24 protein-coding genes and 1 other RNA gene are annotated in these 25,984 nt (G+C 41.4%); 16 read left to right on the top strand and 9 right to left on the bottom strand.

Annotated features, from left to right (window positions below; genetic code table 11):
* Position 1 precedes the first annotated feature (1 nt).
* From H5162_RS12870 to H5162_RS12850, 5 genes are all read left to right on the top strand, one after another.
* The gene (locus tag H5162_RS12870) at positions 2–520 is read left to right on the top strand and encodes an OmpH family outer membrane protein (protein WP_145240487.1); all 519 of its coding nucleotides are present in this window, start codon (positions 2–4) and stop codon (positions 518–520) included.
* A 10-nt stretch (positions 521–530) separates the two neighbouring features.
* The gene (lpxD, locus tag H5162_RS12865) at positions 531–1,568 is read left to right on the top strand and encodes a UDP-3-O-(3-hydroxymyristoyl)glucosamine N-acyltransferase (protein WP_182778705.1); all 1,038 of its coding nucleotides are present in this window, start codon (positions 531–533) and stop codon (positions 1,566–1,568) included.
* Positions 1,569–1,581: 13 nt separating this feature from the next.
* Complete coding sequence (gene fabZ / locus H5162_RS12860; RefSeq protein WP_145240491.1) at positions 1,582–2,034, top strand: 3-hydroxyacyl-ACP dehydratase FabZ; 453 nt, start codon at positions 1,582–1,584, stop codon at positions 2,032–2,034.
* Between the two features lie 2 nt (positions 2,035–2,036).
* A complete protein-coding gene (gene lpxA, locus H5162_RS12855; RefSeq protein WP_182731383.1) occupies positions 2,037–2,807 on the top strand; it encodes an acyl-ACP--UDP-N-acetylglucosamine O-acyltransferase in 771 nt (256 codons plus the stop codon).
* A gap of 140 nt (positions 2,808–2,947) precedes the next feature.
* Positions 2,948–3,331, top strand: a complete 384-nt coding sequence (locus tag H5162_RS12850; RefSeq protein WP_182758352.1) for a septal ring lytic transglycosylase RlpA family protein — start codon at positions 2,948–2,950, stop codon at positions 3,329–3,331.
* Here H5162_RS12850 and cydC read toward each other — a convergent pair.
* The 5 genes from cydC to H5162_RS12825 are packed head-to-tail and all read right to left on the bottom strand — an operon-like array spanning position 3,328 to position 9,731.
* The gene (gene cydC / locus H5162_RS12845) at positions 3,328–5,061 is read right to left on the bottom strand and encodes a thiol reductant ABC exporter subunit CydC (RefSeq protein ID WP_182778703.1); all 1,734 of its coding nucleotides are present in this window, start codon (positions 5,059–5,061) and stop codon (positions 3,328–3,330) included. The two genes, H5162_RS12850 and cydC, sit on opposite strands and share 4 nt — an antisense overlap.
* Positions 5,054–6,838 carry a thiol reductant ABC exporter subunit CydD gene (gene cydD, locus H5162_RS12840; RefSeq protein WP_145240497.1) on the bottom strand — a complete coding sequence of 595 codons (1,785 nt, stop codon included), beginning with the start codon at positions 6,836–6,838 and terminating at the stop codon, positions 5,054–5,056. The genes cydC and cydD overlap by 8 nt, the downstream gene beginning before the upstream one ends.
* Positions 6,828–6,980, bottom strand: a complete 153-nt coding sequence (gene cydX, locus H5162_RS12835; protein ID WP_064667585.1) for a cytochrome bd-I oxidase subunit CydX — start codon at positions 6,978–6,980, stop codon at positions 6,828–6,830. The genes cydD and cydX overlap by 11 nt, the downstream gene beginning before the upstream one ends.
* 13 nt (positions 6,981–6,993) lie before the next feature.
* Entirely contained in the window at positions 6,994–8,133 is a 1,140-nt protein-coding gene (gene cydB / locus H5162_RS12830) for a cytochrome d ubiquinol oxidase subunit II (RefSeq protein WP_182778701.1), read from the bottom strand.
* Entirely contained in the window at positions 8,130–9,731 is a 1,602-nt protein-coding gene (locus H5162_RS12825) for a cytochrome ubiquinol oxidase subunit I (protein WP_182778699.1), read from the bottom strand. Before H5162_RS12825 ends, cydB begins: the two co-directional genes overlap by 4 nt.
* Positions 9,732–10,109: 378 nt before the next feature.
* On the opposite strand from H5162_RS12825, the gene lpxB reads away from it, so the two are divergent.
* The 6 genes from lpxB to H5162_RS12795 all read left to right on the top strand — a co-directional run bounded on the left by lpxB (position 10,110) and on the right by H5162_RS12795 (position 18,076).
* Entirely contained in the window at positions 10,110–11,267 is a 1,158-nt protein-coding gene (lpxB, locus tag H5162_RS12820; RefSeq protein WP_145240502.1) for a lipid-A-disaccharide synthase, read from the top strand.
* Positions 11,257–11,853 carry a ribonuclease HII gene (gene rnhB / locus H5162_RS12815; RefSeq protein WP_145240504.1) on the top strand — a complete coding sequence of 199 codons (597 nt, stop codon included), beginning with the start codon at positions 11,257–11,259 and terminating at the stop codon, positions 11,851–11,853. Before lpxB ends, rnhB begins: the two co-directional genes overlap by 11 nt.
* Positions 11,853–15,344 (top strand): DNA polymerase III subunit alpha, encoded by a 3,492-nt coding sequence (gene dnaE, locus H5162_RS12810; protein ID WP_182778697.1) that lies wholly within the window; start codon positions 11,853–11,855, stop codon positions 15,342–15,344. Before rnhB ends, dnaE begins: the two co-directional genes overlap by 1 nt.
* 16 nt (positions 15,345–15,360) lie before the next feature.
* The gene (gene accA, locus H5162_RS12805; RefSeq protein ID WP_145240508.1) at positions 15,361–16,317 is read left to right on the top strand and encodes an acetyl-CoA carboxylase carboxyl transferase subunit alpha; all 957 of its coding nucleotides are present in this window, start codon (positions 15,361–15,363) and stop codon (positions 16,315–16,317) included.
* A gap of 107 nt (positions 16,318–16,424) precedes the next feature.
* On the top strand, positions 16,425–17,732 hold the full coding sequence (gene tilS, locus H5162_RS12800; protein WP_182734970.1) for a tRNA lysidine(34) synthetase TilS: 1,308 nt from the start codon (positions 16,425–16,427) through the stop codon (positions 17,730–17,732).
* Positions 17,729–18,076: a hypothetical protein gene (locus H5162_RS12795; RefSeq protein WP_182734969.1), complete on the top strand. Its 348-nt coding sequence runs from the start codon at positions 17,729–17,731 to the stop codon at positions 18,074–18,076. Before tilS ends, H5162_RS12795 begins: the two co-directional genes overlap by 4 nt.
* Before the next feature lie 47 nt (positions 18,077–18,123).
* On the opposite strand, the gene H5162_RS12790 is transcribed toward H5162_RS12795, so the two are convergent.
* Positions 18,124–19,020: a GGDEF domain-containing protein gene (locus H5162_RS12790; protein ID WP_182778695.1), complete on the bottom strand. Its 897-nt coding sequence runs from the start codon at positions 19,018–19,020 to the stop codon at positions 18,124–18,126.
* 150 nt (positions 19,021–19,170) lie between these two features.
* On the opposite strand from H5162_RS12790, the gene H5162_RS12785 reads away from it, so the two are divergent.
* Positions 19,171–21,147 carry a monovalent cation:proton antiporter-2 (CPA2) family protein gene (locus H5162_RS12785; RefSeq protein WP_145240516.1) on the top strand — a complete coding sequence of 659 codons (1,977 nt, stop codon included), beginning with the start codon at positions 19,171–19,173 and terminating at the stop codon, positions 21,145–21,147.
* Positions 21,148–21,161: 14 nt separating this feature from the next.
* On the opposite strand, the gene H5162_RS12780 is transcribed toward H5162_RS12785, so the two are convergent.
* The gene (locus H5162_RS12780; protein WP_145240518.1) at positions 21,162–22,307 is read right to left on the bottom strand and encodes a patatin-like phospholipase family protein; all 1,146 of its coding nucleotides are present in this window, start codon (positions 22,305–22,307) and stop codon (positions 21,162–21,164) included.
* 184 nt (positions 22,308–22,491) lie between these two features.
* On the opposite strand from H5162_RS12780, the gene H5162_RS12775 reads away from it, so the two are divergent.
* A complete protein-coding gene (locus H5162_RS12775) occupies positions 22,492–23,367 on the top strand; it encodes a DUF3014 domain-containing protein (RefSeq protein ID WP_145240520.1) in 876 nt (291 codons plus the stop codon).
* A 140-nt stretch (positions 23,368–23,507) separates the two neighbouring features.
* An RNA gene (gene ffs, locus H5162_RS12770) (signal recognition particle sRNA small type) lies at positions 23,508–23,604 on the top strand.
* A 188-nt stretch (positions 23,605–23,792) separates the two neighbouring features.
* Here the strand turns inward: ffs and H5162_RS12765 are convergent.
* Positions 23,793–23,996, bottom strand: coding sequence for a hypothetical protein (locus tag H5162_RS12765; RefSeq protein WP_182778715.1), 204 nt, complete (start codon positions 23,994–23,996; stop codon positions 23,793–23,795).
* A gap of 303 nt (positions 23,997–24,299) precedes the next feature.
* On the opposite strand from H5162_RS12765, the gene H5162_RS12760 reads away from it, so the two are divergent.
* Entirely contained in the window at positions 24,300–24,740 is a 441-nt protein-coding gene (locus tag H5162_RS12760; protein ID WP_182778694.1) for a hypothetical protein, read from the top strand.
* A 313-nt stretch (positions 24,741–25,053) separates the two neighbouring features.
* On the opposite strand, the gene H5162_RS12755 is transcribed toward H5162_RS12760, so the two are convergent.
* Positions 25,054–25,341: a hypothetical protein gene (locus tag H5162_RS12755; RefSeq protein WP_182778693.1), complete on the bottom strand. Its 288-nt coding sequence runs from the start codon at positions 25,339–25,341 to the stop codon at positions 25,054–25,056.
* A gap of 411 nt (positions 25,342–25,752) precedes the next feature.
* Here H5162_RS12755 and H5162_RS12750 point away from each other — a divergent pair.
* On the top strand, positions 25,753–25,984 hold a 232-nt coding region (locus H5162_RS12750; protein ID WP_220493607.1), incomplete at its 3' end, for a PKD domain-containing protein.

Genomic DNA, 25,984 nt, shown 5'->3' with positions numbered 1-25,984 from the left:
TGTGAAAAAATCATTTAAATCATCGGCAATTGCCATTTTAGCTACACTTATGATGGGTACTTCTGCAAGTGCTTTTGCACATAAAGTAGGTATCGTAGATATGCAAGAAATCTACAAACAAATCCCACAAATGGCAAAAGTTGAGCAAACATTACAAGCTGAATTTGCTGAGCGTCGTCAAGAGCTTGAGAAGTTGCAGGGCGATATCCGCTTTGAAGCAGAAAAATTCAAGCGTGAAAGCACTACGATGAGCCAAGCGCAAAAAGATGCCTTACGTGAAAAAGTGGAAGGTATGCAAAAAAATCTTGCTGAAAAAGGTCGTCCTTTAGAGCAAGAAATTAAAGTTCGTCAAAATCAAGAATTAGCTAAAGTTCAAGGTCTTATCATCAAAGCAATCGAAGATATTGCCAAAGATGGTAAATATGATGAAGTTAAAGTTAAAGATACTACTATCTACTTTAACCCTAAAACGGTAGTTGATTTATCAAGTAAAGTTGTTGATCAAGTAAGTAAGCAATAGAACTTATTATATGCATAATTATACGCTTTCGCAGATTGCGGAACTTCTAGGCGCCGAGCTTGACGGTGACGGCGCTTGGGAAATCTCAAAAATTGCTACACTTGCAAATGCCCAATCTGGGCATATTGCATTTTTAGCGAATAAGAAATATCGCTCACAACTTAGTGATACTCAAGCGGGGGCAGTGATCTTATCTGCCGCAGATGCAGAGTATTATCAAGGTAATAAGCTCATCGTTGCTAACCCCTATGTTTGCTACGCGAAATTAGCTCAGTTACTCGATACCACGCCACGTTCAGCGTCATCAGGTATACACCCAAGTGCGGTGATCCACCCTGATGCCACGGTTGCAAGCACAGCCGCTGTTGCCGCTAATGCGGTGATTGAAGCCGGAGCGGTAATTGGTGATAACGTGCAAATAGGTGCTAATTGCTTTATTGGTGAAAACACAAAAATTGGCAATGGCACAAAACTGTGGGCAAATGTCAGTGTTTATCATGATGTAGAGATTGGCAATGATTGTTTATTTCAATCAAGTAGCGTAATCGGCAGTGATGGCTTTGGCTATGCAAACGATAAAGGACAATGGATAAAAATCCCTCAGCTTGGTCGCGTTATTATTGGTGACAAGGTTGAAATTGGTGCAGGTACTACGGTTGATCGCGGCGCAATAGACGACACAATCATTCACAGCAATGTGATTATCGATAACCAATGTCAAATTGCTCATAATGTTGAAATTGGTTCAGGCACAGCAATTGCTGGCTGTACCGTGATAGCTGGTAGTACAACTATTGGTAAAAATTGCCAGATTGCGGGGCTTGTAGGCATAAATGGTCACATAGATATCTGTGATGGTGTTATACTTACGGGTATGAGCATGGTGACTAAAGCGATTACGGAACCTGGTGTTTATTCCTCAGGGCTTCCACACTCTTCAAATAAAGAGTGGCGCAGAAACATTGCCCATTTACGTAATCTGCCAGAGATGAAAGTTCGCCTTAAAGCGCTAGAGACTCTGACTAAGTCATTAAACGTTGATCATTAATAAGGATGCTATTTTGGCAAACGAATTAAATAGCCTTGATATACAAGAAATTTTAAGCTTACTTCCGCATCGTTACCCGATGCTACTAGTTGACCGTGTGCTTGATTACACCCCTGGTGAATCATTACATGCGATTAAGAACGTAACTTTTAATGAACCGATTTTTACCGGCCATTTCCCTAACCAGCCAATTTTTCCTGGTGTATTAATTTTAGAAGCCATGGCACAGGCAACCGGTTTATTGGGTTTTAAAACTGTCGAAAATCGCAGTGAAAATGAACTATATTTATTTGCAGCGATAGATAATGCGCGCTTTAAACAACCAGTAACGCCTGGTGACACCATGCATTTACACGTTCAATTTTTAAAAGAGCGTCGTAATATTTGGAAGTTTGCAGCAGAAGCAAAAGTTGATGGCAAAATAGTATGTAGTGCCGAAATCATGTGTGCGAGAAGAGAGCTTTAATTGTGATCCATCCTACAGCGATAATCGAACCAGGTGCAAAGTTAGGTAATAATGTATCAGTTGGCCCTTACAGCTACATTGGCAACGATGTGGTTATTGGTGACAACTGCATTATCGAATCCCATGTTGTGGTCAAAGGTCCGTCAACAATAGGTTCAGGCAATCATATATTTCAATTTGCGTCTGTAGGTGAAGCCTGCCAAGACAAAAAATATAATAATGAGCCAACCACACTTATCATTGGCGATAACAATGTTATTCGTGAATGCGCGACTATCCACCGAGGTACAATTCAAGACCAAGGTGTGACTAAGATTGGCAGCAATAATTTATTTATGGCTTACACTCACGTAGCTCATGATGCAGTGATTGGCGATAACGTTATTTTTGCTAATAATGCATCTGTTGCAGGCCATGTACATATTGGTGACTGGGTTATCTTAGCGGGTAATTCAGGTATTCATCAATTCTGTAAAGTGGGGGCACATGCCTTTGTAGGTATGTACTCTGGCGTCAACAAAGATGTGCCGCCGTTTGTAACAACTATAGGTACGCCAGCGGGTCCTGTTGCAATTAATACTGAAGGCATGAAGCGCCGTGGTTTTGAAAGCGATGAAGTAATGGCAACACGTCGTGCTTATAAAACATTATACCGCAAGAGCTTAGGTGTTGAAGAGGCACTTGCAGCGCTTGCTGATGATGCCGCTAAGTACCCAGCAGTACAGTTAATGGTTGATTTTGTGAAAAATTCTGAACGCGGTATTATTCGTTAATTCGTTTATGCTGTGTATAAAAGCCACCAGTTATTAAGTTAACTTGGTGGCTTTTTTGTATTCACTGTTTTGTATTTACTTTAATTCAGTTGCAGCTCAGTTGATACCTGCTACCTTTATGCATTCTAAGGGAGCGTTGAATTTTGATTAAAGCACTTTTAATTAGCTTAGCACTGGCTATTTTAGCTGGCTGTAGTAGCTCGCCGACAAACTATTCTGCAACAAGCACAGGTATTCGTGAGCAGGGAAATGCTAGCTTTTATGCCGATAAATACCATGGTCGGCTGACCGCTAGTGGTGAAAAGTTTGACCAACAAGCCATGACTGCGGCGCACAAACAGCTCCCTTTTAACAGCAAAGTTAAAGTCACAAACACAGCAAATAACCGTTCAGTGGTCGTTAGAGTGAATGATCGCGGTCCTTTTATTCGCGGCCGTATCATCGATTTAACAAAGCATGCGTTTGAGCAACTCGCAGAGCCAAGCTCGGGCGTTATTAACGTAACCGTTGAAGTAATTGATTAAAAGCGTGTGATCAAGTTCACGTACTCAGGTTGCTCTGCTAATAGTTGCTGATGCGTTGCAATCGCTTTTATTTGCCCTTGCTCTAACCAAATTACGTTATCCATATTGGCAAGTAAGGCAGGGTCGTGAGTTATGCTGATCACAGTACAGTGCTGCATGCTGGTTAATATCGCATCCATAACTTGATGCTTCGATTGATTGTCGAGGCCTTCGGTTGGCTCATCAAGCACTAAAATAGCTGGTGCTCTGAGTAAGGCTTGCGCTAACGCTAAACGCCGCGATTGCCCACGCGACAAACTTCTGCCACCTGTGCCTAAGCGGGTGTCTAATCCTAGTTTTAACTCGCTAAGCCAATCACCTAACTGTGCTTGTTGACAGGCTGTGCGCATTTGTTGTTTAGTTGCTGAGGGCGCCGCATAGCGTAAGTTTTCAGCAATGGTGCCATCAAAAATATGATGTTGTTGTGCGACTATGTTAATCAGTTCGCAGCGATTTTGTTGACTGATCGTGTTAATTGCTATGGTTTTGTCTGCTGAAGTTAGATTTATCTCACCATTTTGCTGTGGCCATAAACCACTGAGTAAATTAACCAGCGTACTTTTCCCACTGCCGCTTTGCCCCACAATCGCGACTTTTTGCAGTGGCTCAATCGCAAAACTTAAGTTGTTAAGCGCAAAAGTATCACTGTGGTAACAATAACTAAGATCTTTAAATTCAAGCCCTAAAGGTTGCACTGATAACGACTCCTGAACGCTTGTAGTTTCAGGGCGCAGTTTATCTTCTAAATCAAAAATACGCTTTGCAGCGCTTAGCGCTACGGGCAATTGAATAAACGCATTTGGCAGCGTTAGCACCGTTTCAAAACTAGCAAGCACAAATAAACTAAGCATTGCCAGTTCAACATTGGCCATAGCTCCGCTGTAAACTAGCGGTGCAATTATCACAATGGCACCGAGCATACTCAGTTGTACTATTAATAGTGATATGCCATTACTATGTGCTTCGGCGCTATGGCGAACAAATAGTTGCCGATTATAGCGTTCACTGGCTGCCCGACATTGCTCAATTTGTTGCTCGGTGGCTTGATAGATAGCCAACTCTCGTAAGCCACTTAGGGTATCTGATAATTCAGCACGTAAAGTCGCCGAATAGTGAGTTTCGAGGTCGGCAGTTTGCTGAAGTTGTTTACTCAGTATGATCGGCAGGGCAACGCCTACTATTAAGAGTGCAGTAAAGCATAGTAACGCTACATTACTGTTGTAGGCTGCCATAATTGCAACCACAATTGGCACGCTGATTAGCGCAACAATCATCGGTAATAATACGTTTAAGTAAAATTTATCGAGCGCTTCAACGTCATTTTGCATGCGGTTAAATAGATCGGCGCTGCGGCTCATGGCTAAATCAACATTGCTTAGCTGGCTTAGCGTGTTAAAAACACTGACACGAATTTCACTTAATAATAAAAAGGTGGCGTTGTGGGTTACCAATCGCTCGCCGTAACGAGAGGCGGTTCTTACGATTGCCAAAAATCTAATTGTGCCGGCTGGTGTGAAGTAATTCATTTGCGTGCCAGCCAAGCCAGCTGCAGCCATGGCGGCTAAAAACCAACCAGAAATAGCCAATAAGCCAACGTTTGCCAGTACTGTTAAGGTTGCTAAAAATGCCCCTAACAGCATTGCACCTAGGTGCGGTCTACACAGTTTTAATAAACGTAAAAAATTAGTCATGCTGTTTACTCCTTGCATGCACTAAATCAAACAGCGCGCCTTGGTTATCGATGAGGGTTTTAAAGCTACCTTGCTCAATAACAGCACCATCTTTCATTACAATAACTTGTTTAGCTTGTGCAATGGTATTTAAGCGATGGGCTATCACCACAACGAGATGTTGCTGTGCATAATGATTGATAGCCGCTTGCACCTGTTGCTCAGTTTGGCTATCGAGGTGTGCGGTTGGCTCATCAAGGATCAAAATTGGCGCTTGTTTTAAAAATGCCCGAGCTAAAGCGATCCGCTGCTTTTGCCCGCCTGAGAGTCCTTCGCCTTGTTCACCAATTTGAGTGTCAAAGCCCTCTGGTAATTGATTGATAAACTCAAGTGCACCAGCTTGCTCTGCTGCAGTTTCTAGCTGCGTGAGTGTGGCATCCGGTTTGGCCAATAGTAAGTTAGCTTTGATACTGTTAAACAATAAAGTAGGTTGTTGTGGGATCCAGGCAATATGTTGCTGCCATTGCTTAATGTGTGATGCGGCTAATTGTTGTTGATTTACCGTAACAGCACCGATCACCTGAGGATGAAACCCTAATAAACAATCGAGTAAGGTGCTTTTACCAGCACCACTTTGACCAACGATGGCATACAGGCCTGTGCCTGCAAATGTTAGGTTTATATTGTTAACGCCTTCATTACTTTGTGGATAATGAAAATTTAAATTATCAATATTTAGTTGTTCGATACTTGGTAAGTTTAAGCTATTTTGAGTATTTGGTTGTATGTTCTCAAGAGCCTTAGCAGGGAGTGGCTCATTCAATATTTTTAGCATATCAGCGGCGGCACTAATCCCTTCTAATCGGGCATGGTAATGGCTGCCGAGTTGGCGCAGCGGTAAATAAAACTCCGGGGCAAGTAACAGTACAACAAAGCCGGTCGAAAAATCTAAGGTACCAAAAAACAACCGAAAACCGATTATCACCGCTACTAACGCGACACTAATGGTCGCTAAAAACTCGAGTGCGAAAGATGATAAAAATGCGATTTTTAATACGTTTAAAGTCGCATGGCGAAAGTCATCGGAAATTTTGGCAATTTGTTTTAGTTCGCGCGTAGTCGCATTAAATAACTTTAGTTGGGTTAAGCCTTGTAAGCGGTCAAAAAAGTAATTACCCAACACAGCTAGTTGTTGCCAACGTTGTTGATTCAGTTGTTCTGCTTTGTGGCCAACCAAAATCATAAAAAACGGAATTAGGGGGGCGGTGAATAAAAAAATCAACCCAGCTTTCCAATCGGTAGGAAAAATCACCATCAGGATAGCCAAAGGAATAAGCGCACTGTAAGCCACGCTCGGTAAATAATTAGCATAATAATCGTGCAGTGCTTCAACACCATTGTGTAGGGTGTTTAAAGTCGCGCCATGACCTTGTTGTTCAATATAACTTGGCCCAAGTAAGGTGAGTTTCTCGAGTAAAGCATGGCGCATTGCAGTTTTAATTTTAAGTGCGGCTTGGGCACTTATGCGCTGCGAAAATCCAAGCAATATTCCGCGCCCTAAAATCAATGCTGCTAATGGCCAAAGTAAAGGGGTAATAGTGGCTAAATTGGCGTGTTCAAACATCACTAAATGAATTGATCGTGCCACTAAATAAGCACTGGCAATCATCAATAATGCGTTAAATGTTCCTAGCGCAATACTGATTTTTAAAAGACTGCCTGCGTGATTGGAATGCGTTTTTAAAAACGCGCGCAGCGTAGTTTGCTGCGCGCGATTTGGTCGGGGGTTAGTCGTCATTTTGGCGATTAAGCCTATCGTGTAATTCTTGTTCGTCGTCAGCGATACTGTCTTTGTTCTGGCCAAATTCGTACCACATAACGTTGATCACACCTAACGTACAGGCTAATAAAACACCGAGTATCCAAGCAAAATACCACATAGATCAAATCTCCTTAGTAACTGCCATGGCTGTTATTTTCAATTTCTTCTACGGTTACTTTGCGCCACATTTTCACATAACACCATGTGGTGTAAAGTAAAATAAGTGGCACAAAAATACTTACTGCAATAAACATTACATTCAATGTTCTATGGCTAGAAACCGCATCCCATATTGTTAAACTAATATCAGGGTGATTACTTGATGGCATAATAAATGGGAATAAAGACATTCCAGCCGTCATGATCACACCGCCAAGCATTAAGCTTGTTGCTATTAATGCCAGCCCCGGTCTATTAATTTTTGAACATATCCACGCTAATGTAGCCATTAAAAAAGCGACCGCAGGGAACAGCATAGTTAAAGGCATTTGTTGATAATTGTTTAACCAAGCACCTGCAGAGGTGGTTACTGTTTTATCTAGTGGGTTTGCAAAGCCTTGCGTATCACCCATCGAGATTATTTGGTAACCATCAAGATTAGCAATCCAAATACCTGCAACAGCAAATAACACGATGAATGCTAACAGTGCATAACGACCATATTGCGCTGAGCGACGAGCAACATCACTGTCTGTACGCAGCTGTAACCACATACCGCCATGGGCAAGTAACATAGTTACGCTGATCAAGCCGGCTAATAAGGCAAATGGATTTAATAATGCAAAGAAAGATCCTTGGTAGCTGGTTCTAAGGTATTCATCAATACTAAATGGCACACCTAAAAACAGATTGCCAAAGGCCACGCCAAATACCAGAGCAGGAATGGCACTGCCAGCAAATAAGCCCCAATCCCAATTGTTACGCCAGCGTGGAGAGTCAATTTTGCTGCGATAGTCAAAACCCAAAGGTCTAAAAAATAAGGCAAACAATACCAACATCATAGCAAAGTAAAAGCCCGAAAATGCAGCCGCATAAACCATCGGCCACGCTGCAAATAAGGCACCACCTGCGGTGATAAACCATACTTGGTTACCATCCCAGTGTGGACCTACCGTATTGATCACCACACGGCGTTCACTGTCGGTTTTACCAACTAACTTGATAAGCATAGCCACGCCCATGTCCATACCATCGGTGATTGCAAAACCAATTAACAATACGCCGATGATAACCCACCAAAGTAACTTTAACGTTTCATAATCGAAAATCATGATTTTGCTCCTTGCTCGTCAGTTATTTGGTCGCCATTAGTATGGTCATCTAAATGTTCAAAGTGATATTTACCAGTGTGCAATGAACTTGGTCCTATTTTTACAAATCGCAGCATCAGCCAGCCTTCGACAATAGCAAGGCCGGTGTAGAATACGATAAAGCCGGTTAAGCTTATTAAAATATCATTGACAGTCAGTGCCGAGGTCGCTAAAAAGGTCGGCAGTATTTCTGAAATTGCCCACGGCTGACGGCCATACTCGGCAACTATCCAGCCAAATTCAATTGCTATCCAAGGTAGAGGGATACTCCACACCGCAGCCCACAATAACCAACGTTTTTGTTCAATCACACGATGTGCATTGTAATAAAAAGACAATACAAATACGCCCAGCATAATCACACCACAGCCAACCATGATCCTAAATGACCAAAACATCGGGCCTACTTGAGGGAACGAATCTTTAACGGCTTGCTGAATTTGTGCTTCAGTTGCATCCACTACATTTGGTGTATAACGCTTTAACAATAAGCCGTAGCCTAAATCAGCTTTGAGGGTGTCAAACTTAGCAATATTCTCAGCTGAGTCATCACCACTGCGCAGTTTTTCAAGGTATTTATAAGCGATCATACCGTTACGAATACGCACTTCGTGTTGTTTTTCTAAATCATTAATGCCGGTAACTTGCTCATCTAACGAGCGGGTCGCTATTAAGCCTAGCGCATACGGGATTTTAACGGCGGCATGGGTCACCTGTTTATCGGAATCAGGGATCCCCACTAACGTAAACGCAGCGGGTGCTTCCTCGGTGTGCCATTCAGCTTCAATGGTTGCCAGTTTTACTTTTTGTACTTCACCGACTTCATAGCCTGATTCATCGCCAAGTAAAATAACACACAATACTGAGGCTAAACCAAAGCCGCTAGCGACTGAAAAAGAGCGTTTTGCAAAAGCGAGATCACGGCCCTTAAGGATATACCAACTACTGATCCCCAATACGAACATGGATGCGGCAACATAGCCCGCAGACACAGTATGAATAAACTTAACTTGTGCTACAGGGTTAAACACAAGCTCGGCAAAACTCGTCATTTCCATGCGCATAGTTTGATAGTTAAATTCAGCACCGACAGGGTTTTGCATCCAACCATTAGCGACTAATATCCACAGCGCAGACATATTAGTACCAATAGCCATTAAAAAGGTTGCACCTAAATGCTGGCGTTTACTGAGCCGCTCCCAGCCTAAAAAGAACATACCCACAAAGGTCGATTCTAAAAAGAATGCCATTAACCCTTCTATCGCAAGGGGAGCGCCAAATACATCGCCCACATAATGAGAGTAATAAGACCAGTTAGTACCAAATTCAAACTCCATGGTAAGGCCTGTGGCTACACCAATGGCGAAGTTAATGCCAAATAGTTTACCCCAAAACTTGGTCATATCACGGTAGATTTCTCGGCCGGTCATTACATAAACCGACTCCATGATCACTAAAATCCAGGTCATACCTAGAGTCAGTGGTACAAATAAAAAGTGAAACAGGGCGGTGACAGCAAACTGTAATCGCGATAGATCCACAAAGGTTTCATCTATCATTTTTTATAGCTCCTTGTATGTGCGGGCGAGTCACAAAACAAATAAAGTAAGCAAAAGTTAGTTAATAAGGTTTCAGTAATTATTGAAACTTTATGCATTATTCTCTTTTGGTTAATTATTGTCAATCACAACATGGATAAATATTACCCCATTATGATTAATGCGACGCTTTTTAATCAGCTTTAGTTAGTGGAACACAGAGCTTAACTATTTACCAATATATGTTTGAAAAACAGGCAAATAGTTCTGGTTGTATCAGTAAAGGTACGTTGGTGAAGGTTTCTCTAATTTATTCAGGGTGTGTCATTTAATCGCGCAGTAAAACAAGCTAGACTACTGCCTATGACCGTCTTGTTGACTTGTGAATAAAAAACAGCCATGAATAAAGATAAACAGCCACTACGTATAGCGATTGTAGTTGGAGAGCTCTCTGGTGATATTTTAGGTGAAGGCCTAATTAAAGCATTGAAACAGCGCTACCCTGATGCCATTTTTGAAGGTATTGCAGGGCCGAAAATGCAGGCGCAAGGCTGTAGTAGCTTATTTGATATGGAAGAGTTAGCTGTAATGGGCTTAGTGGAAGTGCTAGGCCGATTACCGCGGTTATTAAAAATTCGCAAGCAACTAGTCCAACACTTTATTGATAACCCGCCAGACGTTTATATCGGTATTGATGCACCTGACTTTAATTTACGGGTTGAAAAGCCGTTAAAAGATGCTGGTATTAAAACGATTCAATATGTAAGTCCATCAGTGTGGGCATGGCGAGAAAAACGTATTCACAAAATCAGCGCTGCAACCAATATGGTGCTGGCTTTATTACCGTTTGAAAAAGCATTTTACGATAAACATAATGTGCCATGTACTTTTGTTGGCCATACACTGGCTGATGATATTGCCCTTGAGCATGACGACAGCGCAGCGCGTCAACAATTAGGTTTAAGCCTTGATGATAAAGTACTGGCATTATTGCCAGGTAGTCGAGGCTCAGAAGTAGGGTTGCTTAGTGAAACTTACCTTAAAACAGCGGCCGGGCTACAAGCTAAAAATCCTGATTTAAAAATAGTGGTACCATTAGTAAATGAGCAACGCAAAGCACAATTTAGTGCTATTTTGGCAGCTACAGCGCCACAACTAAATATTCAGTTGTTGGATGGGCAATCGAACCTTGCTATGCAAGCGGCAGATGTGATTTTAATTGCATCAGGTACCGCGACCCTGGAAGGGATGCTTTATAAAAAACCTATGGTGGTTGGCTATAAAATAAAAGCCCTAAGTTATTGGATTTTTAAAAGTTTATTCACTTTTAATATTAAATACTTTTCGTTACCAAACTTATTAGCTGACGAAGAGCTAGTGCCTGAATTTATGCAGCATGATTGCAGCGTTGAAAACCTAACGAACGCCCTTGAACCAATGCTAAATAGTGATAATCGCGAGTTGAAAGCGCGTTTTTTAGCCATTCACCAGCAAATACGCTTAAATGCTAGTGAGCAAGCAGCCACTGCTGTTGCGGAGATTATAGATGCAAATTGAACGACCTAACCTCAGCTTTATCGCTGGCGTTGACGAAGTCGGCCGTGGGCCATTAGTTGGCGATGTAGTGACCGCTGCGGTGATCCTCGATCCAGCTAAACCGATAGCTGGTCTTGCGGATTCAAAAAAGTTAACCGATAAAAAACGCCAAGCACTGGCAATTGAGATCAAAGAAAAAGCGCTGTGTTGGTCCATTGGCCGATGTAGCCCCACAGAAATCGACGAGTTAAATATTCTCCATGCCACTATGCTGGCAATGACTCGTGCGGTTGAAGGCTTAAGTACCACCCCTGAGTTTGTATTTGTCGATGGCAATCGCCTACCTGCGCTCAGTATGCCGGCACAAGCCGTAATAAAAGGCGACAGTCTAGTGGCAGAGATCTCAGCAGCATCCATTATTGCTAAAGTTGCCCGTGATGATGAAATGATTGAGCTTGATAAACGCTATCCAGAATATGGTTTTGCAGGTCATAAAGGCTACCCAACCAAGGCACATTTTGCTGCTCTTGAGCAGTACGGCGCCATTAGTGAACATCGTAAAAGCTTTAAACCAGTACAACGTGTACTGGCGATGCAGGAGAAGTAATGGCAGCTCCAGATTTTGTGCATTTACGGGTTCATTCAGACTTTTCAATGGTCGATGGTTTAGCGAAAACTAAACCGATTGTCGCCAAAGCGCAGGAATTACAATTACCGGCATTGGCCATTACCGACCAAATGAACTTATGTGGTCTAGTGCGCTTTTATGACACCGCTCATAATGCGGGCATTAAACCAATTGTTGGTGCTGATTTTTGGTTACACAGCCCAGAGTTTCCAGAAGGGCCTTGTCGGTTAGTTATTTTAGCTAAAGATAATGTCGGTTATAAAAATCTTACCCTTTTAATCTCTAAAGCGTATCAACGTGGGCATTTATTTCATCGCCCTGTTATTGAACGAGATTGGTTAGTTGAGCACAAAGAAGGGCTTATTTTACTCTCTGGTGCCAAAGATGGCGATTTAGGTAAAGCGCTATTAAAAGGCAACCCAGCCACAGTTGAGTCGGTGGTTAGTTTTTATAAACAGCATTTTAGTGATAACTACTATATTGAGTTGATACGTACTAAGCGTACACAAGAAGAAGACTATTTACACTTAGCGGTTGAGCTTGCAACCGTTGAGCAATTGCCAGTGGTGGCTACCAACGAAGTGGTATTTTTGAAGCCTGAAAACTTCGAGGCCCACGAAATACGCGTAGCAATATTTGACGGCTATACGCTTGATGATAAACGCCGACCAAAGCGCTTCTCTGAAGAGCAGTACTTAAAAACCCCAGCACAAATGGCTGAGCTGTTTAGTGATATCCCAGAAGCGCTGCAAAACAGTGTGGAAATCGCCAAACGCTGTAATGTGACGGTGCAGCTTGGTACGTATTTCTTACCAGATTACCCAACCGGCTCATTAAAAATTGAAGACTTCTTGGTGAAAGTATCCCGAGACGGTCTTGAAGAGCGCCTACAGTTTTTATTCCCTGATGAAGCGGACCGAGCAGAAAAACGTGCTGAATACGACGAGCGTTTGCAAATCGAGCTCGATGTAATTAACCAAATGGGTTTCCCTGGTTACTTCTTGATCGTAATGGAGTTCATCCAGTGGAGTAAAGATAACAATATTCCAGTTGGTCCAGGACGTGGTTCAGGTGCGGGTTCGTTAGTGGCGTACGCGCTGAAAATTACCGATCTTGATCCGCTTGAATTTGATTTACTGTTCGAGCGCTTCTTGAACCCTGAACGTGTATCAATGCCGGATTTCGACGTCGATTTCTGTATGGATAGACGCGATGAAGTAATCGATCACGTATCGGCTCTATATGGACGAGACGCGGTATCACAGATCATTACTTTTGGTACTATGGCAGCAAAAGCGGTAATACGCGATGTTGGCCGAGTACTTGGCCACCCGTACGGATTTGTTGACCGTATATCAAAACTGATCCCAGGCGATCCCGGCATGACGTTGGCAAAAGCGTTTGATGTTGAGCCACGCCTGCAAGAAGCTTACGATGGCGATACAGAAGTAAAAGACTTAATCGATATGTGTCGCATCCTTGAAGGCTGTACACGTAACGCTGGTAAACATGCCGGCGGTGTGGTTATTTCACCGACTACAATTACTGATTTTGCCGCCCTGTATTGTGACGATGAAGGTAAGTTTCCGGTTACTCAGTTTGATAAAAATGACGTAGAGACCGCCGGATTAGTAAAGTTTGACTTCTTAGGTCTACGAACCCTGACCATTTTGCAATGGGCAGTTGATATGACTAATGAGCGCTTAACCCGAGAGGGCAAAGAGTCAATAGATATCAACACCATTCCACTGAATGATAAAAAGAGTATAGAGCTGCTATTAAGAGCAGAAACTACCGCGGTATTCCAACTTGAATCCCGGGGTATGAAAGACTTAGTAAGGCGCTTAAAGCCCGATTGCTTTGAAGATATGATCGCCTTGGTAGCCTTGTTTCGTCCCGGGCCATTGCAGTCAGGCATGGTAGATAACTTCATCGACCGAAAACTTGGTCGCGAAGAAATTTCTTATCCAGATGCACAATATCAACACGAAAGCTTAAAGCCTATTTTGGAGCCGACTTACGGCATTATCTTGTATCAAGAACAAGTAATGCAAATTGCTCAGGTACTGGCAGGTTACACCTTAGGTGGCGCCGATATGTTACGTCGTGCAATGGGTAAGAAAAAGCCAGAAGAGATGGCAAAACAGCGTTCAACATTTGAAGATGGTGCGCGAAATAACGGCATTGACGGCGAACTGGCGATTAAGATCTTCGACTTGGTAGAGAAGTTCGCAGGCTACGGTTTCAATAAATCGCACTCCGCAGCCTATGCGTTAGTATCTTACCAAACGCTGTGGATGAAAACCCATTATCCTGCTGAATTTATGGCGGCGGTGATGTCGGCTGATATGGATAATACTGAAAAAATCGTCACCTTGGTTGATGAATGTGAGAACATGAAACTCACTTTATTACCGCCTGATGTAAATGCCGGTGCCTATAAGTTTACAGTAAACCTCAAGGGTGAAATTGTTTATGGTATTGGTGCTATCAAAGGCGTGGGTGAAGCACCTGTAGATGCAATTTTAGAAGCGCGAAGTAACGGTGGGCCATTTAAAGACCTATTCGATTTTTGTGCGCGGGTAGATTTAAAACGTATCAATAAACGCGTAACCGAAAAACTTATTTACGCCGGTGCGCTTGATCAACTCGGTCCCGAGAAAACGCAACCAGCGCGTGCTACGTTATTGGCAAGCTTAAAAGATGCGATGAAAGCGGCTGATCAGCATCATAAAGCAGAGTCGTTAGGGCAAACTGATTTATTTGGTTTATTAGCGACAGAGCCGGATGAAGTCGAGCAAGCATTTATAAAAGCCACGCCACTGACTGATAACCAATGGCTTGATGGGGAAAAAGAAACCTTAGGCTTATATTTAACCGGGCACCCAATAAATCAGTATCGTAAAGAGCTGAAATATTACACCAGTGGTAAATTAGTGGATTTACAGCCAACTAATCGTGATGTGCAATCAACCGCTGCAGGCCTTGTTATAGCTGCACGTACACTAGTAAATAAAAAGGGAAATCGTTGGGGGCTTGTAACTTTAGATGACAAGAGTGCCCGTATTGATGTACGCTTATTCCCAGAACAGTTTGAAATGTACCAAGATATGCTGCAAATCAACAATATCTTGGTAATATCTGGACAGGTCAGCTTTGATAACTTCTCCGGTGGTATTACAATGACCGCCAGAGACATATGCACCATCGCGCAAGCGCGCGAAAAACGTATTAAAGCGATTAAAATGACGCTAAATATGGTGCAAATCGAAGCCAACTTCTTCGATAAATTACAAAAAGTACTCGAACCTTATAAGTTTGGTACTTGTCCGATTAAGGTTTACTATCAGCGTCCAGATGCGTTGGCACAGTTAACCCTCGGGACAGAATGGTGTGTTACGCCTAGTGATGACTTAATTCATAAGTTATCGTTAATGGCGGCGCAAGATGTAGAACTAGAATTTAACTAATTAGGTAGTTTAGAGCATGAGCCTCAATTATCTTGATTTTGAGCTTCCAATCGCAGAGTTAGAAGCAAAAATTGAAGAGTTACAAAATATAAGCCGCGCTGGCGATTTAGACCTTGAGTTAGAAGAGGAAGTCAGTCGATTAAAAGAGAAAAGCGCTAAAATGAAAGAGGAAATATTCTCTAAATTAGGTGCTTGGCAGGTTTCTCAGTTAGCCCGTCATCCGTTGCGTCCTTATACTCGAGATTATATCGAGCGTATTTTCACGGAATTTGACGAGTTTGCTGGCGATCGTACTTTTGCGAATGATCCGGCAATTTTAGGCGGTGTTGCACGCTTTGAAGGCCAACCAGTGATGGTTATTGGCCAACAAAAAGGCCGTGACACAGCTGAAAAAATTAAACGCAACTTTGGTATGCCAAAGCCTGAAGGTTACCGTAAAGCATTACGCTTAATGGAAATGGCAGAGCGTTTTAAAATGCCAATTATGACCTTTATCGACACCCCAGGTGCATACCCTGGTGTTGGCGCTGAAGAGCGAGGCCAATCTGAAGCAATCGCACGTAACCTTAAAGTGATGGCAGCATTAAAAGTGCCAACAATTTGTACGGTTATTGGTGAAGGTGGCTCAGGTGGTGCTCTAGCCATTGGTGTAGGTGATCGCGTTAACATGTTGCAGTACAGTACTTACTCGGTGATTTCACCAGAAGGTTGTGCATCAATTTTGTGGAAGAGCGCTGATAAAGCCCCTCTTGCTGCAGAAGCGATGGGTGTAACCGCTGAGCGTGTTAAAGAGCTTGATTTGATCAACAGCTTAGTTGAAGAGCCATTAGGTGGCGCACACCGTAACTACGAAGGTATGGCGCGTAACCTGAAAAATCAACTTAAGCGCGATTTAGCTGATTTACAAGCTCTGTCACTGGATGAGATGCTTGATCAACGCTATAAACGTTTAATGTCGTTTGGCTATTGTTAAGATAAACAAAACAACCAAATTGATGAAAAAAAGCCGCTATTGCGGCTTTTTTGTTTTAGAATGCTTTGGAGCTTGGAGCACTACTAAATTTAAGTTGATGGTTACTCATGCAAACAACATCGTTATACCAACAAGTAAAAAATGCCATTACGCCTTATACCGATGAGCACAAAACCGCATTTACGGTAGCGCTCTCTGGTGGTGTGGATTCGGTGGTATTACTGCATATAATGAATGCGCTAAAAGCTGAAATACCGCAACTGCAATTAAGCGCAGTTTATGTTAATCATGGTTTAAGTCAGTATGGCGACGATTGGCAGCATTTTTGCGAAAAACTATGTGCAATAGTAAAAGTTCCTTTTTACTCGGCTCAGGTAAAAATCACCAATAAATCACGCACGAGTCTAGAAGAGCTCGCCCGCGATGCTCGGTATCAGGCACTTGATCAGCATAGCCCAAGCGGCAGTATTATTTTGCTAGGGCAGCACTTAAATGATCAACTAGAAACGTTCTTATTGAGACTAAAACGGGGCTCAGGATTACAAGGCTTAGCATCGATGCGGCAAACTCGCACCTTGAGTTCTGGGCGAGAATGTTTAAGGCCACTGCTGAACACCACACGACACAGTATTGAACAATTTGCTACCGAGTTTAAGCTTGAGCATATTACCGATGATTCAAATACGGATGAGCGCTTTGATCGCAACTTTATTCGTCAGCAAATAGTGCCTCTATTAAGTGAACGATTTACCGGCTTTGAGAAAAGCGCAGCGCGCAGTGTTAACCTTCTTCAACAGCAGCAAGATGTACTTGATGAATACACTCAGTTAGATTTAAGGCAATGCCAAAACACCCAGCAAGGGTTAAGTTGTTTACAGCTAGCAAATTTTAGCGCTGCGCGCCAAGCAAATGTTTTGCGTTGTTGGCTTGGACAATTTACGACGCTTATGCCATCACAACAACAAACTCAGCAAATACTTACACAAGGTTTAACAGCAAAAGCTGATGCGCAGCTACTTATTCAGTTAACGGATGGGCAAGTTCGCCGGCATCAAAAATTTTTATATTTTGTACGTGAAACAACCGTTCCTGACAGCCAATCACTAACTGCTCAAAACCAGTTACTTTCAGATGGTCGTACCCTAATACAATTATCAGGTATAGGAGTTAGAAAACCATTGCTTGATGAACACGTTTCTGTCCAGTTTAATTGTCCACAGGCGCGTATTAAACCGCTTAAAAAACCGGGTCACAACAGCATTAAACATTGGTTTAAAGATGCAAAAGTAGCGCCATGGTTACGTGCTAATGTGCCACTTATTTTTTATAATGAGCAATTAGTTTATGTCGTAGGGCATTTTATAAGTGCAGAACACGCCGATGAAAAAGGTATATTTTGGGAGATAAAAACATGACAACGTCACAGCCACACGTTGGTTTATCACTAGTCAATAAAGCACCGTTAGGGCTAATAGTTACAGCCGTTATAGCGGGCATTGCCACGGTAATGTTTGAGCTTGAGCTATTAACGTTAGCGTATTCGGTTTTAGGTGGTTTGGTGTGTGCAATTATTTTAATTGCGTACTGGTTAGGTAAAGGTGGACTATTTTTTATTGTTGGGGTAAGTATTCCATTATTAATGGTCATTGTTGTACCACTAACCAGCATGGCTGCTTTGTTATACCTAATTAGTGGTTTCTTTTTTGGTTTTTGCTTAGCACTATTAGGTTATAAGTTATTAGCCAAGTCAGATAATTAGTATAATTATAAAAGAAAGCCTAGTGGGGGAACTAGGCTTACCTTTAATTAATACGCTTTAGCGCAGTTACGCCCTGATGCTTTGGCCTTGTATAAACCTTTATCGGCGCGGGCAAAAATCTCATTCTCACAATCTTTGCTGTTTGCCAAAGTAAATCCAATGCTGGTGGTGACTTCATATTGTTTCATTAAACTTGACTGAGTCACTAACTGCATTACTCGCTGAGCAATCACTTTATTTGTGGTAAATTCAGGATCATCGATTAATACTGCAAACTCATCACCACCAAAACGAAATACAGAATCAGTCCCGCGAATACTACTGCATAAAACGTTGGCAAACTCTTGTAATACATCATCGCCAATTTTATGACCGAAGCTATCATTAACTTGTTTAAAGTTATCTAAATCTAACAACATTAGACTAAATGGACGATGATGGCGGCGAAAACGCTCTAATTTCTGAGCCAAAATAGCATCAAACTGACTACGATTATTAAGTCCTGTTAAAGTGTCTTTAGTAGCTAGCTTTAGCACGCGGCTATACATTAATGCATTACGTAATGGATAAACCAATACGCTGTGTAAGCCAACTAACTTTTGCTTGATACTTCCCGAAAGCGGGTATTGGCAAAAATAGATCAGCTGCCCTAAATGTTCATTATTTATGTCTAAATTAAATGAATATGGCGGTTTACTATTATCACTATTAGGGATTTGTGCCACTCCAAGAGACGACTGAAACTGCAAGCCTGAAAAATTTATGATTTGTTTTGCATGCTCAGCATAAATCGTTAATAGCTCTTCTATATTTAACGTTGTTTGCAGTTTTTCGAGCAAACTATGAATAGCAGCAGGTTCATTATTACGGTAATGCTCTGCCGAAAACGGCAGAAACTCGCCACGTGCCGAGATGCGCTGCGTCAAAATATGGACATTTTCCATGGTTTTCTCCCCCTAGGAGTTTGTTATTACTTTTCTAAGCGATTTTTGTGCCACTATTCCAAACTGGCTGAAAAACAGATAGTTGCTATAGTTAACTCTTAAGTAGCTAAAATTTTGACGGTATGGCAACAGTATAAATAGGAGGTTTATTTGCAAAGTGTATTGGCTCAAATATTTGGCTTATTACTGGCTGCTGTGGTGCTGGTATGGTTATTTAAGCGCATTGGCTTACCGCCGATCCTCGCCTACCTTGCTACTGGCTTATTAGCGGGTAGTCATGGCATTGGCTGGATGGCGCAAAGTCATGAAATACATTTTGTAGCTGAGCTTGGTATTGTATTTTTATTATTTAGTTTAGGGCTGGAGTTTTCTGTTGGCCGCTTAATGGCAATGCGCAATATTGTATTTGGCTTGGGCACGTTGCAAGTAATTGTCACAAGTATTGTGTTTATGCTGATTTTATTGTTGATGGATTTGTCTTTGTTGAGCAGTTTCACTATTGCGACATTAATGGCGCTGTCATCAACAGCGGTGGTGGTTAAATTACTTAAAGAAACCGGCGAACTTAAACAGCGGCGAGGGCAGCTCGCTATCGGAATGTTATTATTTCAAGATATTGCGGTGGTGCCGTTACTGATTACTTTACCTTTACTGGCCCAAAGCAGTGATACTGAAGGCATTGCCTGGGCCCTGACTTTCGCTTTAACTAAAGGCGCATTTGTATGTTTGTTGTTATGGATGATAGGCAAGTGGGTATTGCCAAAAGTCTTTAGCGAAGTTGCATTAATGCGCACCGATGAATTGTTTGTTTTGACCACCTTAGTGGTTGCCTTATTTGCCGCAGGCTTAACGTATTTATTTGGCTTATCGATGGCGCTGGGCGCATTTTTAGCAGGAATGATGCTCGGCGAAAGCCAGTACCGACATCAATTAGAAGCTGATATTCGACCATTTCGCGATATTTTAATGGGCCTATTTTTTGTCACTGTCGGTATGCAGCTCGATATTTTATATGTGTTTGGCGTATGGTATTGGATAGTGGCTGCATTAGCGCTAATGCTAGTATTAAAAATTGGTGTTATTACTTTTTTAGCGCAACTGATGGGCGAGCGAAAACAAGATGCAATTGCAGCAGGCATCATGCTATGGCAAATGGGCGAGTTTGGTTTTGTATTAATTGCGCTTGCTACTAAACACCAATTATTAGCTTTAGATCACGCCTCATTTTTAATTGCTATTGCAGTCATGTCGATGGGCTTAACGCCTTATTTAATAGAATCGACGCCTTGGTTATTAAAACAACTTGGGGTATTAAAAAATCCCAACGGTGAGTGGCAGCAACAGCCTAATAGTAGCACCTTGTATCAAAACCATGTAGTGATCTGTGGGTTCTCTCGGGTTGGGCAAACTATTGCGCGGTTTTTAAAGCCAGAAGCAATAGAGTACGTTGCTGTTGAAAGTAACCCAATACTAGTTCAAGAGGCCAAAGCAGCTGGAGAGCCCGTTATTTTTGGTCATGTAAAACAAAAAGATATTTTAAAATCAGCAGGGGTCGAACGAGCTCGACTAGTGATCATTACTTTCACCGATTTTGAACATGCGCAAATCGTGATCGATGCGATAAAGCAAATAGCTCCTGACGTGAAAATACTGGTACGCATGCGCGATGATAGTCATCTCGAAGCACTCAAAGAGCTTGGCGTGACTGAGGTGGTGCCAGAAACACTGGAAGCGAGCTTAATGTTAGTGTCGCACGTGTTGTCTATGTCGGGCGTGCCGATGTCGCGTATTGTTAGGCGGGTTAGCAAAGAGCGGCGTAACCGTTACCAATTTTTACATGGTTTTTTTGCTGGAGATCAATTTGATAGTGAAGAAAACAACGCCGAGCGGCTTGAGTATTTACACGTTATGGCACTGCCAGAAAACGCCTTTGCGGTTGCTAAAAATATTAATGAATTAAATCTCGAAAAACGTAAAGTATCAGTGCGAGCATTACGACGCAAAGACCGTGAAATTGATAGTCCATCGCTGCACACTGTTTTACTCGCCGGAGATATTCTTGTACTACAAGGTAAACCCCGACGAGTAGAGCGGGTAGAGTGCTATTTACTCGATGGTACGGATTAGTGAATAGTTAACTGTTAATCGAGCTCTAAAAATTCGCGTATCTGTGGCAGTTTCTCTAAACCATCTTTATAACCAATTTCAATCAAATGCTGGGTATAGCGTTTTTCAAACAATAAGTAACTGGTTAAACTCGATTGAGAACGTTTTTTAACCCCGATCATGCGCAGTAATATTTTAATGGCTAAAGGCATATCACTGTAATAGTTTGCAGCAATGGCATTAAAGTTTTCTGATGGATTGATCACAAAACTTTGTATTTGCTTTAATTCTTGGTGTTTATCACGCCCAGGTAACAAACCTAAAGTTCGGTTAATTCGTTCAAGGCGCTCAAGATCTGACTGTAAGGTGTCGGTAAACACACTGTCGAGCAAATGGCCCGCAATCGAGGATAACCCTGGGAAGTGAGGTAGATAACCCGGCGGATGAGCTTCTTTGGGCTGATCAACACCAATAATAAATATTTTTTCAGCGCCTAAATGGACACATGGACTCAGTGGCGATAATTGGTGAATAGAGCCATCACCAAAGTAGTGGTTGTATACATTTACGCTCGGAAACACCATAGGAATTGCACTGGACGCCATTAAATGTTCAACGTTAATACGTGCCGCTTGGCCTTCGCGTTTAGCGCGCCGCCAAGGTGACTGTGTATTAGATTGAAAAAACGCCACAGAATCACCCGTGGTATAGCTTGATGCGGTGATTGACAGCGCATCTAAATAATTACGGTGTAAATTACGCTCAATGCGAGTTAAATCTAAAATTTCATTAAGTAAATTACGTAAAGGCTGATTATTCAACAAGCTCGCTGGTGGATGATTAATATGTTCAGATTGAAAACTAGTCAGCATGTTACGCATTAAATGGCCAAACACGCTGATAAAATCACTTTTATATACCATTGACGTAGAAAAGTTTTTCCAAACAGATTCCAGTTTACGTACCGCCAAATGGGTGCATGAAGCATAGCTTGCTAGCGCAGCTGAATTGATCGCTCCGGCAGATGTACCATTAATAATAGTAAATGGCAGCGGGGCGGTACGCGGCATACTTTGCGCGAGCGCTTTAAGAACCCCAACTTGGTAAGCGGCACGTGCACCACCACCGGTCAGTAACAGAGCAACTTTAGGTTTGTTTTTATCGATTTGCTTGATTTTCATAGTTGAGTTTCGTCGTTGCAATTAAGCGGTTAAGCGTCTTTACTTTATTTATTAACTGTAAGTCTTTAAGCTAGAAGAATCAAAGGATACCTTAGCTACGTTAATAATTATTAGTGTAGGCTATGAATTAAATCCATTTAGGGTACTCTTACTGTTATCGCATTTTAATATTTATGGAGTTCGTATGTCAGATCAACCATCAGCGTCAGATGTTCAAAAACGTCCACCGAATAATAACCTTTTATTTGCAGGCATCATTTTAATTATTATCATTATTGCTGCAGCGTTTGTGTTATTAAACTCAAGTGATGAGTCACAAACAGCAACCGAAGTTGAGCAACCCGTAGCAGAGCGCCCCATGATGGAGCTAAAACCAGAGAACGATCCGGTTGTTAATGCCCCATCTGTTAATCCTGAAAAGCCTGCTGATTTAGCCGTGCCAACACCACGCCCAGTAGAGCCTGAGCCGCAAGTAGAACCACTACCTACTCTTGATGAAAGCGATCCTGTCGTTGTTGCTAAGTTAGACGAATACTTAGGTGATGCAGCTATGAGTTTGGTTATAAACGACGATGTTATTCGTCGCGGTGTGGTATTTATAGATAATCTTGCCAAAGGTAAAATTGCCCAAAAACACACTCCCGTTATTAAGTTAGAAGAAGGCTTTAGTGTAGTAGAGGGTGATATTCTTACCATTGATCCAAACAGCTATGAGCGTTATACCCCTTACGTAAAAATCTTTACTAGCATGAGTGCAGCACAAATCGTACGTTTATACGATGAGTACAAACCACTTATCAATGATGCGTATACAGAAATTGGCTATCAAGGTGATGCGTTTAATCAAACACTTACTGACGCCATAGAATTGCTGCTAGATACCCCAGAGCCAAAAGGGGATATGCCACTGTTACGTGATTCAGTAACTTATCAATATGCTTACTCAGAATGGGAACGCCTACCGGCTGCACAAAAACAACTGCTACGCATGGGCCCTGAAAACATGAAAAAAATAAAAGCTGTACTACGTAACGTAAAAAAAGAGTTAGATAATCAATAATCTTACTTAAATCGTTTAAAAAACAGTGCGATTGTATGTTTAACATGCAATCGCACTTTCTTTTTGTGTTTCCCCTTGAATAACACAGCAAAAGTAGAGATAATCCCTCCCGCGCCAACCAAGGCCCTCAATGGTAGTCTTATTGGTCCTCTCGCAACACTAGCAGGCGAACCTGGTCAGGCCCGGAAGGGAGCAGCCACAGTTTGTGACGTGTGTGCCGAGATGTGGCTGGTAAGACTGCCACCCAAATTCCTCATTTGGGTGTTGTTTGAAGTATAAGTTGACATATTTGTACTAAAAGATGGCATAAATTGGAAGTATAAGGTGGCATAGTCTAGTATTTAACCAAATGGTTAGGTGGTTGACTCACATGTACAGAAGAAAACTCAAACACCCCGTGTTAAAAACCTCCATAAATTTGCTAGTCAAAAAAATAAATCTACCTGTTTAGTTGAATCCTCTTGAATATCCCAACGTAACTCAAGCCTAAACTTCTCAACATTGTTAATACCTAAACCACGATGAATTAATTCAATTTCATCTAAAGGGCTTGAGCTTAAATTAACTTTTCCATTGCTGAGCATCTCTACAAATTTATGATTAGCACTAGGTTGAATATCGCTAGGCATACATACCTTAAAGCCAAATAAAAGTTATATTTAATAATCGCACTCCTGCTATCCAGCTGATAGTCGGGTTAGAGCGATAACCGGTCATTCAGGTGAGTAGTCATTAATTTAATAAGAATAAGGGGAAACTTTACTTTTTTTTACATGTTTATATAGGCTACAGAAAGCATAATATTTATAGTTGGCAATAGTTTACGCTATTTGCTATTAATATAAGTTCATAAAATAAGGACGTTTTCGCGCTAAAATAGGGAAAGTGTCCTCTGATAAAGTTGTCATATTTATATCGGAGTTAGCCACCAAATGTTCAGAAAAAGTCTATTAATTTTTATTATCCTAATATCAGGATGTAGTGATGATGTTAGCCAAGATCTTACTAAAATAAATGAAGATCTGAAAAGTGGAAAAGAATTATCTCCCCGCGATGGATGTATCGTTGATATAGTAATTTCCAATGTTGTAGATAAAAACAATCTTCAAACTTATGCTGCTACATTTGATGTTTTTGCACGTGCGTATATTTCACAGGATGCTATAGAAATTAATGGTTGTGCGGGACTCATTGATCTAGAAAGAAATGGCATCGATACTTATGGTGAGGTAAATAAATGCCCTGTGTTCATGAGTGATCTTGATAAGGCTACTTTAGACAAACTAAACGAAAGGGCTGTTAAAATAGTGCATGCTGCAAGTAACTTTGAAAATAGTGCTCTTTATCAATCATTTGGTCGTTGTATAAAATAAGTATAACAAGAGTCTAAGGTTACGACAGTCCGCTTTTGGCACATAGCAGTCAACTAAACTTGGCGGTATTTTTATGAGATTGGCTTTATAGAGCTTATATTTGGTAACTTTATGCCATTATAAGCTTCAATATTATGCCAAGTTATACTTCACTTACGGCGCTGTAGCCCAGTAAAAACGTATGTTATTATGCCAGCTTATGCTTCAAACAACACAATCATTGATAATGTGAACTGCCGAAAAGGCAGAGGCTAAATAAAAATAGCCCAGCAAACGCTGAGCTCTTTTTATTTACCTTTAATTAAGGTATGAGCTATTTGTGTTTATTCATACTTGAGCTATTTTTTGTTTCACAGATAATTTTATCCTTACCATCTAAGCCATAAAATTTTTCGTTACCGCTCAGTTTTTCAAAATGCTTAGAAAAACCCTGTTCTAAATTAGAGTTTATAGCTTCATCAAAATTATCCATAAATACAGCTTGTTCAGCGGCGCTAAGATCATCTACCGAAAGCCGACCATTTAATGCAGCTTTTACATTGTCGCAATCGAAATTCGCCGATTTATCAATGGTGTTGCTGGTTTTTATTGTTTTAGCCATATTAAACTCCCAAAATATAAAAGCTGATGTTATCTAATCATAACTTAATTCTAAAAATTAGCTGCTGTAATTATTTTTAGACTTGATTAGTAAACGCTTGCTAGCCAGTGCTTTGACAGGTAGATTGATAAGCAAGTAACTATTTAAATGGAATTAATAAGTTAGTTTATGTCTACAGTCTCTAAAGTTTTTTTACCTGACGAGGGTAAAAGCTATACCTCCAATGAAGTTCTGTCTTTAGATGAAGCAGGTTTATTTAATCTTGGGCGCTTTGGTAGGGTTGAAGAGTGTTTAAAGGAATAAGCCCTATTGGATATTATTTTTGTCTAAAAATATCTAGTTTAGCGTATAAGTTCTATATTGTTGAGCAAAAGTGAAATAAGAAATGACTCAAAGGAAGTGGGGAAATAAATGTTTAGATATGCTTTTTTACTTGTATTACTTTTTAACTTAGTTGCCTGTGGAAGTGGGGGGGATGGTAATACTTCGAATTCATTACAAGTTAACAAGGCCCCTTCCGTGAATGCAGGTGATGACCAAACAGTTGTAGAAGGAAGTGAAGTCAGCCTTGAAGGTGAAGCATCAGATAGTGATGGAAGCATAGTTTCCTATGAGTGGCTCCAACTATCATCAGACGATATTG

This window comes from Pseudoalteromonas sp. SR41-8, assembly GCF_014163915.1.
GTDB classification, from domain to species: domain Bacteria; phylum Pseudomonadota; class Gammaproteobacteria; order Enterobacterales; family Alteromonadaceae; genus Pseudoalteromonas; species Pseudoalteromonas rhizosphaerae.
The sequence above is the reverse complement of the archived record's forward strand: the minus strand, read 5'-3'. Positions and strand labels throughout refer to the sequence as shown.